Source organism: Sphingobacterium sp. UBA1498 (genome assembly GCF_002325125.1).
GTDB lineage: Bacteria > Bacteroidota > Bacteroidia > Sphingobacteriales > Sphingobacteriaceae > Sphingobacterium.
In genome coordinates this window covers 95,226-108,678 of record NZ_DCRG01000025.1, presented here as the reverse complement: position 1 = coordinate 108,678, position 13,453 = coordinate 95,226, and the positions used below count along the sequence as shown (strand labels likewise).

Annotated in this window: 14 protein-coding genes; 7 read left to right on the top strand and 7 right to left on the bottom strand. The window is 38.9% G+C overall.

Annotated elements, in window-relative coordinates; translation table 11 throughout:
- The 3 genes from B3139_RS15095 to B3139_RS15085 form a co-directional block, all read left to right on the top strand.
- Positions 1 to 186: hypothetical protein (locus B3139_RS15095; protein ID WP_293884431.1), on the top strand; the 186-nt coding region annotated here is incomplete at its 5' end.
- Positions 173 to 1,060 carry a DUF4886 domain-containing protein gene (locus B3139_RS15090; protein ID WP_293884430.1) on the top strand — a complete coding sequence of 296 codons (888 nt, stop codon included), beginning with the start codon at positions 173 to 175 and terminating at the stop codon, positions 1,058 to 1,060. The genes B3139_RS15095 and B3139_RS15090, both read left to right, overlap by 14 nt.
- Before the next feature lie 7 nt (positions 1,061 to 1,067).
- The gene (locus B3139_RS15085) at positions 1,068 to 1,568 is read left to right on the top strand and encodes a DinB family protein (RefSeq protein WP_293884429.1); all 501 of its coding nucleotides are present in this window, start codon (positions 1,068 to 1,070) and stop codon (positions 1,566 to 1,568) included.
- A 77-nt stretch (positions 1,569 to 1,645) separates the two neighbouring features.
- Here the strand turns inward: B3139_RS15085 and sucD are convergent, their stop codons facing one another.
- Both sucD and B3139_RS15075 read right to left on the bottom strand, forming a co-directional pair.
- Complete coding sequence (gene sucD, locus B3139_RS15080; RefSeq protein WP_209576846.1) at positions 1,646 to 2,518, bottom strand: succinate--CoA ligase subunit alpha; 873 nt, start codon at positions 2,516 to 2,518, stop codon at positions 1,646 to 1,648.
- A gap of 90 nt (positions 2,519 to 2,608) precedes the next feature.
- The gene (locus tag B3139_RS15075; RefSeq protein ID WP_293884428.1) at positions 2,609 to 3,142 is read right to left on the bottom strand and encodes an RNA methyltransferase; all 534 of its coding nucleotides are present in this window, start codon (positions 3,140 to 3,142) and stop codon (positions 2,609 to 2,611) included.
- 113 nt (positions 3,143 to 3,255) lie between these two features.
- On the opposite strand from B3139_RS15075, the gene rpsT reads away from it, so the two are divergent.
- On the top strand, positions 3,256 to 3,510 hold the full coding sequence (gene rpsT, locus B3139_RS15070; RefSeq protein ID WP_209576789.1) for a 30S ribosomal protein S20: 255 nt from the start codon (positions 3,256 to 3,258) through the stop codon (positions 3,508 to 3,510).
- 146 nt (positions 3,511 to 3,656) lie between these two features.
- Here rpsT and B3139_RS15065 read toward each other — a convergent pair whose 3' ends face one another.
- Both B3139_RS15065 and B3139_RS15060 read right to left on the bottom strand, forming a co-directional pair.
- On the bottom strand, positions 3,657 to 4,508 hold the full coding sequence (locus tag B3139_RS15065) for a 3-keto-disaccharide hydrolase (protein ID WP_293884427.1): 852 nt from the start codon (positions 4,506 to 4,508) through the stop codon (positions 3,657 to 3,659).
- A gap of 39 nt (positions 4,509 to 4,547) precedes the next feature.
- Positions 4,548 to 5,381, bottom strand: coding sequence for a helix-turn-helix transcriptional regulator (locus B3139_RS15060; protein ID WP_293884426.1), 834 nt, complete (start codon positions 5,379 to 5,381; stop codon positions 4,548 to 4,550).
- Between the two features lie 410 nt (positions 5,382 to 5,791).
- On the opposite strand from B3139_RS15060, the gene B3139_RS15055 reads away from it, so the two are divergent.
- A complete protein-coding gene (locus tag B3139_RS15055; RefSeq protein ID WP_209576783.1) occupies positions 5,792 to 7,288 on the top strand; it encodes a succinate CoA transferase in 1,497 nt (498 codons plus the stop codon).
- Between the two features lie 202 nt (positions 7,289 to 7,490).
- Here the strand turns inward: B3139_RS15055 and B3139_RS15050 are convergent, their stop codons facing one another.
- A complete protein-coding gene (locus B3139_RS15050) occupies positions 7,491 to 8,783 on the bottom strand; it encodes a hypothetical protein (protein ID WP_293884425.1) in 1,293 nt (430 codons plus the stop codon).
- 258 nt (positions 8,784 to 9,041) lie between these two features.
- Here B3139_RS15050 and B3139_RS15045 point away from each other — a divergent pair, with 258 nt between their 5' ends.
- Both B3139_RS15045 and B3139_RS15040 read left to right on the top strand, forming a co-directional pair.
- A complete protein-coding gene (locus B3139_RS15045; RefSeq protein WP_209576779.1) occupies positions 9,042 to 9,251 on the top strand; it encodes a hypothetical protein in 210 nt (69 codons plus the stop codon).
- Between the two features lie 169 nt (positions 9,252 to 9,420).
- A complete protein-coding gene (locus B3139_RS15040; RefSeq protein ID WP_293884424.1) occupies positions 9,421 to 11,997 on the top strand; it encodes a cation-translocating P-type ATPase in 2,577 nt (858 codons plus the stop codon).
- On the opposite strand, the gene B3139_RS15035 is transcribed toward B3139_RS15040, so the two are convergent.
- Both B3139_RS15035 and B3139_RS15030 read right to left on the bottom strand, forming a co-directional pair.
- Positions 11,991 to 12,929, bottom strand: coding sequence for a glycerophosphodiester phosphodiesterase family protein (locus B3139_RS15035; RefSeq protein ID WP_293884423.1), 939 nt, complete (start codon positions 12,927 to 12,929; stop codon positions 11,991 to 11,993). The two genes, B3139_RS15040 and B3139_RS15035, sit on opposite strands and share 7 nt — an antisense overlap.
- A gap of 3 nt (positions 12,930 to 12,932) precedes the next feature.
- Positions 12,933 to 13,448: a shikimate kinase gene (locus tag B3139_RS15030; RefSeq protein ID WP_293884422.1), complete on the bottom strand. Its 516-nt coding sequence runs from the start codon at positions 13,446 to 13,448 to the stop codon at positions 12,933 to 12,935.
- Between the last annotated feature and the right edge of the window lie 5 nt (positions 13,449 to 13,453).

Genomic DNA, 13,453 nt, shown 5'->3' with positions numbered 1-13,453 from the left:
CAAGGGCTTCTTTCGTTTAACCACCTCGTGGCCATAGATGGGGCTGTGGTCCATCGGCGATGCTCCGTTCCCATTCTTACGCGCTCCGGGCCCAGTGACAGTCTACTTTCTATGTGCAATCATTCGTATTTCTACCAGATATTAGCTAATTTAGTGCTTATTGCATTTTATTATGATGAAAATTAAACAGATATCGATATTCGTTTTTTTGGTCTTGTTCTTTCTAAAGCATGATCGACTAATTGCGCAGAGTAAATCTCTAGACGACGGCGTATTACGCATTTTGGCCATCGGTAATAGCTTTTCCGAAGATGCTATTGAACAAAATTTATATGAATTAGCGAAAGCAGGAAAGAAAAAGATAGTGATCGGAAATCTCTATATTGGTGGGGCTCCTTTAAGTTTACATGTAAAGAATGCAAAAGATGATAAGCCTGCTTACCGCTATCGCAAAATCAATATTGATGGCCAAATGTCTGAGAAAGCAAATGAACGCTTATCTGACGCGTTAATAGATGAAGCCTGGGATTATATCAGCTTTCAGCAAGCGAGTCCGCTATCAGGTGATTATGAGTCCTATGCGAAAGATCTTCCCCCCTTATATGAGTACGTAACGAAGCATGTTGCATTTCCTGAGACGAAGTATATACTGCATCAGACTTGGGCATATCAAAATGGGGCATCTCACGAAGGTTTTATCCGTTATAACCGTAGTCAGGATAATATGTATAAGGCTATTGCCCATACTTCGCGAGAGGTCTTTAACTGGGGGAATTTTGATCTATTAGTCCCATGTGGCACAGCGATCCAAAATGCACGCTCAAGTTTTATGGGGGATCATTTTACACGCGATGGTTATCATCTAAATTTAGATTACGGACGTTTTATTGCGGCATGTACCTGGTATGAGTCTTTGTTCCATGAAAGTGTGTTGGGTAATACATTTTTACCCCTCAAAGTAACCTATGTGGAGGGAACTATTGCGCGGGCTGCTGCACATAAAGCAGTGGAAGCTCCTTATGCAGTAACGGTATTAAAGGATTTTCAATTAGTCAATTAATATTTATATGAGTATCAAAAAGAGTTATTTGATCGAATTGCATCAAGAAACCAAAAACACAAGACGTATTTTAGAGCGTATACCGGATGATAAATTGGATTGGCGTCCGCACGATAAATCAATGAGCTTGGGCGAACTGGCTTCTCATGTGGTTGGACTACACAACTGGGTACATCAGGCAATACCAAAAGATGTATTTGATTTTAAGGTGGATTATCAACCTGTTAAAGTGTCTTCTGTAGAAGAATTAAAGGAGATCTTAACAATAGGATTGGAAAATAATAAGGCCGCAATTGAAGGTATTCAAGAGGAAGACTGGTTTAAAGAGTGGGTTTTACAATCTGGAGATTATGTCATTGCACGTTTACCCCGAGCCGGAGCGATACGTTTTATTGTTAATAACCATATAGTACATCATCGTGGTCAGTTAACAGTATATTTACGATTGTTGGATATTGCTGTACCGGGCTTATATGGACCATCGGCAGATGATGCAATGCCGATTTAGTGCGTATCGTCGCCAATAAGAATAAAAAAAGGGAATCAAATTTTTGATTCCCTTTCTTTATATACTTTATCAGCTAATTATTTAGCCAATTCTTCAGCGATTGCTTTTCCGATTTCAGCTGGAGACTCAACAACACGAATGCCACACTCACGCATAATTTTCATTTTTGCAGCAGCTGTGTCATCTGCGCCACCTACAATTGCACCAGCGTGTCCCATACGACGTCCTGGAGGCGCTGTTTGCCCTGCGATAAATCCAACAACAGGTTTAGTACCATGCTCTTTGATCCAACGCGCAGCTTCAGCTTCCATTCCACCACCAATTTCACCAATCATGATGATAGCTTCAGTTTCAGGATCATTCATTAATAATTCAACAGCTTCTTTTGTTGTAGTACCGATAATAGGGTCGCCACCAATTCCGATTGCAGTTGTAATTCCTAATCCCGCTTTCACCGTTTGATCTACAGCTTCGTAAGTCAAAGTTCCTGACTTAGAAACTACACCTACATTACCTTTTTTGAAGATAAATCCTGGCATGATACCGATTTTAGCTTCGTCTGCAGTGATAATACCTGGACAGTTAGGACCGATTAAACGAGAGTTTTTGTCGCTTAAATAAGATTTAACTTGGATCATATCCTTTGTCGGGATACCTTCTGTGATACAAACAATCACTTCAATACCTGCAGCCGCAGCTTCCATGATCGCATCTGCAGCAAATGCTGGAGGTACAAAGATAATAGAAACATTAGCTCCTGTAGCGTCTACTGCATCTTGAACAGTATTGAATACAGGACGGTCTAAGTGTTGTTGACCACCTTTACCAGGAGTAACACCACCAACTACATTTGTTCCGTACTCAATCATTTGAGTAGCATGGTAAGTACCTTCGTTTCCAGTGAAACCTTGAACGATTACTTTTGAATCTTTATTAACTAATACACTCATTTCTTCTTTAAATTTTGCACACAAATCTACTATTTTGCTTTCTAAAATGGAAGCAATGTGAATAGGAATGTGACCTTTATTGATAAATTTTTAATTGGAATTGCGTTTTTGGATAAAATCCCAAAGAATAATGCCAATTGCGACAGATACATTGAAGGAGTGTTTAGTTCCGTATTGCGGTATTTCGATACAGGTATCAATTTTTCTCATGACCTCTTCATCAACCCCATTGACTTCATTTCCAAAAATCAATGCATATTTCTGATGATTTTCGGGTTCAAACTCCTGTAGCATGACACTGTTATCTGCTTGCTCAATGGCAACAATGACATAGCCTTCTGACCGAAGCTGATCGACGACAGCTGTCGTATCCTGGTGATATTCCCAAGCGACCGATTGAGTTGCTCCTAAGGCTGTCTTTTCGATTTCGCGATGGGGAGGTGTTCCGGTGATGCCACACAAGTATATTTTTTCAATAGCAAATCCGTCTGCTGTACGAAAGGCCGAGCCTACATTATGCATGCTCCGTACATTGTCCATAATGATTGCGATTGGAGTTTTTTCTTGTTTTTTAAACGATTCAACATCTGTACGTTGAAGTTCATCCATCGATAATTTTTGCATGCTGCAAATATACTAAACCTAAAAAATAAAATAGATTTTGAATATTGAAAATAAGGTGTTATTTTTGCAGTCCGAATTACAAGAAAAAATTGAATAAAAATTAGCTAAAAAAAATGGCAAATCATAAATCAGCGATCAAAAGAATTAGAGCAAACGCTACTAAACGTTTAAGAAACCGTTACCAAGCAAAAACTACACGTAACGCAATCAAAAAATTACGTCATACTACTTCTGCGGAAGAAGCAAAAACATTGTTACCTCGCGTAATTTCTATGCTTGATCGTTTGGCAAAGAAAAATGTGATCCACAAGAAAAAAGCTTCAAACAACAAATCTAAGTTAACTAAATTTGTTAACAGTTTAGCGTAAGCTTTTTGTATAGATATCGAGGGGTACAGCTCGCTGTATCCCTTTTCTTTATGTTATATACTTTGGATTTCTCTTTCCAAGCGAATTGTAAATAAAAAAGCATCGATATTCGATGCTTTTTTATGTTTAAGCCTTTCTTGCAAACCTTATTGGTGCAAATTGGGCAGCAATTCGGCAATAACCTTTTTCAATTTGTTTGGATCTTTCATATAAGGTTCTAAATCGTAAAGTTCTACCTTTTTGAAGTCAATCGGATGACTTTCACTTTGAAGTGAAATGGTACCTTTAGTCAATAGCTGACCATCTTTTTTTACACTTGGGTCAAAATCGCTTACGTTTCCGCCACCAATTTGGGGTTTAGTATACTGTAAGACTACTTTATCTTCAAGAATATGCTGTACTAAAGAGTCGCCCAGCACCAAAAAATCCGCAGTTACCCATTGGTCCCCGGCATAAGTTTTGGATGTTGAGCTGATGCAATGTGGAGTGAATAATTTGTTGTCCATAACAACGTTTGTACCTGGAGTGCATAGATTGCTTGTGGTCCGTTCATCTTTGCCATTTCCGCCCAGCAGCTGTCCTTCAATTGATATTGGGAAGTCCTGATCTACACCCATGGTTTTCGGATCTTGTCCATGTAACATGGCCCCACTATTACGCCAGGCCCAGCCTTCGCCACCATTAGCCTGTTCACCAACAAATCTGTAAGTGACACGTAATAGATAAGCAGAGAATTCTTTATTATAGAACAGGTGGCCATACTGAAAATTGAAATTATCATAGCCATCATATCTCACCTTAAGTAAACCGTCTTCTACGCGAAATGTATTTTTATAATTATCCCCAACTTTGTGATTTCTAATTTTAGGGGTCCAGTTCTTTAAGTCTTTCCCATTAAATAATTGAATGGGTTTGGGTTTCTTGTCTTGAGAGTTGGCAAATAGATTCGTGCTAAGCAATAGAATTCCAGTACTATAAATGATATGTTTGAATTTCATCCTGAATTAGGTTTATTGACCTAAATTAGGTAAACATTTTTAAATAAGCAATTCTTTTTGTTTGACATATTCACTGGGACGGATACCGACAACCTTATTGAATGTGTTACTAAATGTGGGTAAGCTATTGTACCCCACTTTGAGTGCAACTTCATTTACGCTCAATTTTTCGTCCAAAAGCAGCTTAAGTGCCGTCAGCATTCTGAGAATTGTGTAATACTGAATAAAAGACATATTTAATTCTTTTTGAAACAATCTGGCTAATGTGCGTTCGCTGATATTAAATAATCCAGCAAGCTTTTTGAAGTTGACATTTTCCGTTATATTTTCTTCGAGGTAAGTGACTATATCCTTTAATTTTTGGTGACTGGGATAGGGCAGCGCTAATGGAAGTTCATGTAGGGATAACTCCGGAAGGATAAGTTTAAATGCTGTAGCAATGCTGTATTTAGGTTCTTCAACTGGAAATATATTGCCGTTCCAGCGGTTAGTGAACATGATAAGCTCTATCAAAAGATCATTTACGGGATAAATTCCCATCTTGCTGTAAAATGGAGCATCATTATTGGCTTTTGGAAAGTACAAATTACGCATAACGACCTCGGGAGTACTTGGATGAATACTATGCTTTATACCGGCTGGAATCCATAAATAATGACGCGCTGGTAAGAAATAAGACTTTTTCTCTGTTTTAATAAAAACAACACCGCCTTCGGTGTATAGAAATTGATCCTTATCATGGCGATGCTCGGAAATATAATGCTCTGCTATAATAGCATGGTGACAATAAATGCTATCTTCAAATGAGTCTACTTCCGTCATGTAATAACGGTTGACATATTTTGCATCTGTCGTTATATCTTGTGTATTCATCTTAAACTATCATCCTAAGTGACAAAGGTAAGACTTTTTTACTAGACCACACTTTTTACTTGGTAAAGGTGAGTGTATACTTACAATAAAGCGGCTTTTCTTTAGTTGGAAAGTTAGTATTTACTTACTTTAATTTTGATGCATTTAAAGTAAGTTGTTTATTTACAGTATGATATAAATTATGAATCTAGATGATGTAAACTATTTTTTTGCTATGATTTGTTGTATATTTTTGATCTGTAGCCAATTGCGTTTTCTTAGTCGCATTTGGATAATTTTGTGTCACATGACAATAAATATAGCGTTGGAAAAAATGCTAAAATTGTTTGGTTTAGAGATTGGTAAAATATAATAAATAGCTTTCAATTTCTTAAGTTTACAATAACTGAATAAAATAAAATTATAACACTATGGCTTACGAAAGAATAAAAGTTCAAAGCTTACATGATAAAGTAATTACAGGTGAAGAAGCCGCTAAACTATTTCAAAATGGAATGGTGGTTGGATCGAGTGGCTTTACGAAGGCTGGAGATAGCAAGGTTGTATTACCGGCTTTAGCTGAACGCGCCAAGGTGGATCCATTGAAAATAACCTTGATCACTGGGGCTTCTTTAGGGCATGGAACTGACGGTAAATTGGCCGAGGCAGGAGCATTATCCAAGCGCATGCCTTTCCAGGTAGACCGTATTCTACGTAATAAAATAAATGCTGGAGATGTATTGTTTATTGATCAACATCTAAGCGAAACAGCAGAATTGCTGCACAATAAGAATTTACCTCAAGTAGACATTGCTGTACTCGAAGTTGCAGCAATTGAATCTGACGGAAGTATTGTTCCAACGACTTCTGTGGGTAATTCAGCGACTTTTGCTGCTTTGGCTAAGCAGGTTATTTTAGAGGTAAATACAGCGATCCCGATGAGCATCAAGGGAATACACGATATTTACCAGGCAGAAGATTATCCACGACGTAATGTTATTCCAATCGTAGCTCCTGAAAATAAAATTGGTCGTAAAACTATTCCTTTGGATACAAGCAAGGTGGTGGGGATTGTCTTTACGAATGAATTGGATAGCCCTGCTGATATTGCTGAACCAGATGTCAAAACAACAGCCATAGCAAAGCATATTTTAAACTTTTTTGAAAGTGAAGTGGAACTTGGCCATTTGTCAGAGAATTTAATGCCGCTTCAAGCGGGTATTGGAAAAGTTGCCAATGCTGTTTTGACGGGATTTATACATAGTAAGTTTCGAAATTTAACTATGTTTTCCGAAGTGTTGCAGGATAGTACGTTCGATCTCATCGATGCCGGGAAACTTGATTTTGCTTCGGCTTCTTCAATAACAGTCTCGGAAGAATGTTATTCAAGAGTGTTCGATCATTTGGATCGATACCGTGATAAAATTGTGTTGCGTCCGCAAAATATCTCCAATACTCCTGGATTGATCAAACGTTTGGGGATTATAGCGATCAATACTGCCATTGAGTTTGATATTTATGGAAATGTAAATTCTACCCATACTTCGGGTACTAATATTATGAATGGTATTGGAGGATCAGGTGATTTTGCACGAAATGCTTATTTGAGCATCTTTGTCACTCAGGCAGCCTCTAAGGGGGATGCGATATCTCATATTGTTCCGATGGTTTCCCATGTAGATCACACCGAGCATGATGTTGATATTTTAGTAACAGATTTTGGTTTGGCCGATTTACGTGGTTTAGCACCTCGCGAACGTGCAAAAGTTATTATTGATAACTGCGTACACCCTGATTATAAGGAACAGCTTTTAGATTACTACAACCGAGCTTGTGAAAGGGGGGGACATACTCCGCATTTATTAGAAGAAGCTTTTAGCTGGCATATTCATCTCCGTGAAAAAGGCACTATGAAAAAACATAAATAGCGCTCTTCCAATGGAAGTATCACGTATTTTGCCACCGATTATAATCGGATTTTGATCACTTAATTGCAGCGATTAAAATCATGAGGTCGCAACAGTGGTCACGTTATCGTTGAGGATTACATGGACGTTAGATCAAACAGTTTGGATAGGACGAGTGCTTGGAAAATGCCGTTAAAACAGCTGTTTTAACGGCATTTTTACGTTACATTTCCTTTAAACTCACTTCTTTCTTTTCGCCATCTTTTTCGATGGTGACACGTTTTTCGATATTAGCCTTATCGACATAGGATGATCTTGCCGTACCATAATTTGTGGTGGAACCTGTATAGCCCCAATAATTATAATAATTGGTATAACCTGATACGTATGAATAGTTGTAAGAATTGGTGAAATCGAAGCTTGCCATGATCACGTAACTACCAGGCATCAGATCTGTAAATTCGAAATGGCCCTCATCGTCGTATACTTTTGCTTTTTTAACGGCATATCCGAAATCAGGGTCTAATGGCACTTCCTGAACCTTCTTTTGTTTTCGTATCTTTTTATTGACTTCCAGCCATTCTTCGTAATAAGGAGAGTTGGCGAAGAGTGTGATTTCTGTACCTTTGGGAGCATACTGCTTTTTTGCGGTATTGACAAGACCACCAAGTTTTTTTCCTGAGCTAGACCTTGCGTAAGCCGTCCCGATGATGACACTATTCCCTTGGGCTATCTGCTGGGCAGCTTGTTCTTTGTTGAATCTATTTTTAATAGGTTGATAGTCCAGCTCTTCGTTTACTGTAATTTCCCATTTTCCGTTACCCATGGACATCTCACGTTGCCATAACCGTCGATCTTTCTTATCGACTACGTAATTATAAATGGCACCGGTACTCTCTTCTAAAAGTGTAACTAGCCAACTGTCGTGCTTACCCGTTTTTGGGGAACCATAACTGTAGCTTTTTACTTCCTTGATCGTGTAGTCTTCAACGAAAATGTCCGAATTGCTATTGTAGTAGAATTGTGGAATGCGCGCTTTATAACCGAGATCTAAAGGGAGGGTTAAAATCACGTGATCCATCCAGTTAAAATCTATAAATGGCTGAGTCGGATTCAACGTAATCTTTTTATCTTTTTTAGTTTTCTTCGAATAATAATTACCTGTAATTGTTTCGCCAAAGCTGAGGTTTAACTTCGTTTCCTTTCCATCGCTGGAATAGCTAATCGGTTGAAGCGTTTTTGCATCGGCAACAGTGGTTCGCATCGAAGTCCATGCATTATCCTTTGGAACATAGGTATTGGTTAAAGTCAGTTGATTATTAGCGGCGATAATGTTGTAGGTCAATGACCCTTGCTTATCCCAGGTGTTATCTTTGACATAATAAACAGTGTATAGCGATTTTTCTGGTTTAATATAGTTGGTGTTGATATCGCGACTACCCGGCGTGACGGTTTTCTGACAGAGGCCAACAGCGGGAAGTAAACCTACACTTAAAACAAAGGCATATATTTTCATATGTGTGATCATATAGTTAATGAAAAACAAGCTGTTTTCTTATTTCGATTTATGTATCTAAGGTAATAAAAAACTTTTTGATTTTTTGTCACTGTCGATTCATTCAATGACTTACTGTTTGCGCGGATGTGAGGGACTATAGTCATGCCAACGATTTATCGCTTAGTGTTGTTCTAATTTTAAAGGAACTGCTTTTTATAAATTGATATTCCGTTATTGGAGTATTTTTTATTGTTGCATAAGTGTACGATATAGTATATGGAGAAACTACAAATCACTACGGAAAAAATTGAAGAATGGATTGCGGCTGGCTATGACATTCTTCAGGATGGAGAGTTAATTAAAGTTGAAGGTGATATCCCCGAATTTCTAAAGCAATTCGCGGAGGATACAGCGGATACAGCACCCAAAACTTATTTATTGAAGGAGCTACTTACCTGGCCGGAAGAAGAACTCAAAAAAATATAAATGGGGTTAAATGTTATGCGCTATTTTTGAGCTCCTTAGAAGACGAATTGAGTAGGTGTTTTATTGCTAAAAACATTGGATGAGTGATGTAATAATTTGAACAGCAGAAGATTTGACCGGTTTAAAATCGGAATTATTCATTATATTTAGTTAACCTAGTTAATTCGATATGTCATATAATATCCCCGAAAATTTGAAAGGTCTTTCTGCAAGCGAGGTTGCTGCTGCTAGATATAAATATGGTTGGAATCAGTTGAGCGAAAACCATAAGAGTACCTGGTTTGAACTACTTGTCGGTATTTTGAAGGAGCCGATGTTGATCCTGTTGATTGTAATCTCCATTATTTATGTCCTTGTAGGGAATTATGGAGAGGCTGTGTTTATGTTTGTTGCTATTGTTGCCGTCACGGCAATTTCTTTTTATCAGGATAACCGCAGCAAGAGAGCTTTAGAAGAACTAGAAAAGCTAAATGAACCATTAAGCACTGTGATTCGAGATGGTAAAGTTACTGACATCCCGACTCATGAGATTGTTGTGGGAGACCTCTGTATTACTGAAGAAGGGCGTATTATAAACGCCGATGGTCATATTTTACATAGTAACGATTTTTCTGTTAATGAATCTTCTTTGACGGGAGAGAGCTTTTCCGTATTTAAGGATAATAAATCCGAAGATAACATGGTGTATGGCGGAACGGTTACAGTTTCTGGCCTTGCAGTCTTTGAAGTTACAAAAACCGGCAAAGAGACGCGTGTTGGTAAGATCGGCGATTCTATAAGTAACATTAAAGAAGAGATATCACCGTTGCAACTGCAAATTCAAAAGTTTGTAAAAGCAATGGCCATTATTGGTATCCTAATTTTTTTGTTTGTCTGTCTATATAGTTTTATTGACAGTGGTAATTTAGTGGCAAGTCTGCTCAATGGGCTTACTTTGGCCATGTCAGTACTACCTGAAGAGATTCCTGTTGCATTCACAACATTTATGGCACTGGGTGCTTGGAAACTTATGCGTCAAGGAATTATAATCAAAAGAAGCAGTATTGTTGAGACGTTGGGTAGTACCACTGTGATCTGCACGGATAAGACGGGAACGATTACCCAAAATTCAATGCAGTTAAAATACCTGTATAATTACGCTAGTGATGCCTCGTATAAACAGGAAGAGTTTGGTGATCCAGCGCTGAGTGAACTTATCGATTACGCCATGTGGAGTAGTGAGCCTGTGCCCTTTGATCCGATGGAAATTACGTTGCATAAAATATACGAAAAAACGCAGCAGCAGGACCTTAGAAATGGATTCAAGCTATTTCATGAATATCCCCTGGAAGGCAAGCCACCGATGATGACTCATCTTTTCGAAAATCGCGATAAAGAAAGGATTATTGCAGCTAAGGGCGCTCCTGAGGCTATTCTTAGTGTCTCTAGGCTTTCCGATAATGAGAAAAATAAAATTAGAGGTATTATTACATCCTATGGAGAGCAGGGATTTCGTCTGTTGGGCGTGGGCAAGGCGAAATTCGAAGGCGATAATTTTCCTACAAAGCAACAGGATTTTGCGTTTGAATTTTTAGGACTGACCGTGTTTTATGATCCACCTAAAAAGGATATTGAAAAAGTTTTCGAGCATATCTATGCCGCGGGGATTAAAGTTAAAGTAATAACCGGTGATAATGCTGACACCACTAAGGCAATAGCGGCCCAGGCTGGAATTATTAGCTTAACCCCGCCAGTCAATGGCAGCGAAATAGTGAGCCAATCGGAAGCTGAAATAATAGCGTTAGCGGAGAGAACAACCTTATTTACAAGAATGTTCCCAGATGCTAAATTGGCCGTTGTAAATGCGCTGAAAAAGAGCGGTGAAGTCGTTGCTATGCTTGGCGATGGAGTAAATGACGGGCCGGCATTGAAAGCTGCTCATATAGGAGTGGCTATGGGCGATAAAGGTACTGAAATTGCAAAATCAGCTGCAGCACTCATCATCACGAACGATGATTTAGAAAAATTGACCATCGGTATAGCAGCTGGGAGAAGAATTTATGCAAACATCAAGAAGGCGGTTCAATATATTATTTCTATTCATATCCCCATTATTTTAACCGTATCGCTTCCATTGTTTTTGGGTTGGGTATTTCCACAGATTTTTAGCCCCGTACATGTAATTTTTCTTGAGTTAGTGATGGGGCCTACTTGTTCGATTGTCTATGAAAACGAACCAATTGAAAAAGATACCATGAAACGTCCTCCCAGAGCAATGAGCGATACCTTTTTGAGTATCAATGAGCTTGGCATAAGCATCGTTCAAGGGGTTATCATCACGATAGGGATTCTATTTGTGTATCAACTTGCCGTTCAGCAGGGTGATACGGAAGAGAAAACAAGGGCAATGGTTTTCTCCACTTTAATTTTTGCTAATATTTTGTTGAGTTATGCAAACAGATCTTTCCACTATAGCATCTTTGAAAGTTTTAAAAATAGAAATCTGTTGCTGTTGGGTATTTCAATCGCTGTGCTCCTATTTTTGGCTGTGATACTCTATGTGGGGCCGGTGGCCGATTTTTTTAACGTAACCGCGCTGAGCGGACATGAATTAGGCATAACATTCGCCGTTGCCGCTGTATCTGTACTATGGTTCGAGGTTTATAAACTGTTCAGAAGAATTGCCCATCAAAAATCGCGGAAAAAAGAATGTAAATATAGTTTTGACAGCCAAAAGAAGACGCAGTCAAATCAGGGATATTACTGAATAAATTTTGAAGTGATTCCTCTTTTCTTGATATAGAAATTCAGCGCTCGTCCTGCTTCGGTAGGACGATCCGTACTCAGTATATCTGCACCTCGATCAATAAATCCTGCATAAACTTGAATGCCTTTTTTATCTGCTTGTTTGTCCAAATTACCAAGTGTACCCAATATACACATGATACCATGATCGTGGAGTATTTTTGTCAACTGAGGATCCGCTTCTCGCGTTCCTACAAAGGCTAATAGGCGGTTGTCTGGAATATCTTTTTCATTAAGCCTGGCAAGATCGTTCACGGTATTGATAGAAGCCGAAATCATTAAGTCGCCAGCGAGATTATGGACCTTGGCTGCTTGGTTGGCGCTGTAGGTAATGATGACCACACTAGATTCTGCACGTTGCTTACGGATAGCATTGATAACAGCTTCATAAGGAACATCATTCTTTATATCTAAGGTGAAAATTACCTTACCTTTTCCCCAAGATAGCGCTTCTTCCAGCGTTGGGATCTGATATGGTGTTATTTTTTTGTAATTATCCAATAGACGTAGCTGTTTGAGTTCCGACAAGGTGCTGGCGTTCACAGGCCCTCTGCCCGTTGTTGTACGGTTTAACGTATTGTCATGCATTAATACCAATGCTGAATCTTTGCTGAGGCGTACATCACACTCAATAATGACTGGCTGCAAGTTCGCATTATAAGAAAATGTTTCGATAGCATTCTCGGGGTATCCGGATGTCGGGCCACCGCGATGCAAACTGACCAAAGGATAGCGATTATCGTCATAGGTCAAAAACTGATATAATTCCTCAACATGCTGGAGTTTTAAGCGTTTACCTACCGGCAAGCCGTCCGTATTGTCTCCATGCCGCAAGCAACTGCTTAATACCAGGCAGATCAATAAGAGGAAATAGTGGGCGATACGAGATTTCATTGTTTATTTATTGTGCTCAATAATCAGATCGGCCAGTTCTTCGACACTGGTATTTAATTGATCGATTGTTAGATGGGCTTGCGTATAATGAGGCTCTCTTTCGATCAGTTTTTCTTCAATAAATAAGCGGAGTTCTTCAGGTGATTTTCCGATCAGAATCGGTCTTTTGTGAAGTTTTGATTGCGAAAGTCTGTCAAATAGTGCTTTTGGAGACATGTGTAAATACACTGCATAGCCGTTTGCCTTAATCCAATCCATATTGTCGAAGAAACAAGGTGCACCGCCCCCTGTTGAGATTACAGCTGCTTTCTCCGCAAATTTACGCAATTGCTCGCGTTCCAATGCGCGAAATGCATCTTCGCCATATTGCGCGAAATACTCAGTAATACTCATGCCGATTTGCTTGACGATCTCCTCATCAGTGTCTATAAATGGCAGCTCTAGTTTACTGGCAAGTTTTTTACCAAGGGTAGTTTTTCCACTTCCCATATAACCAATCAAAAATATAGGTTTAGGCATAGGTA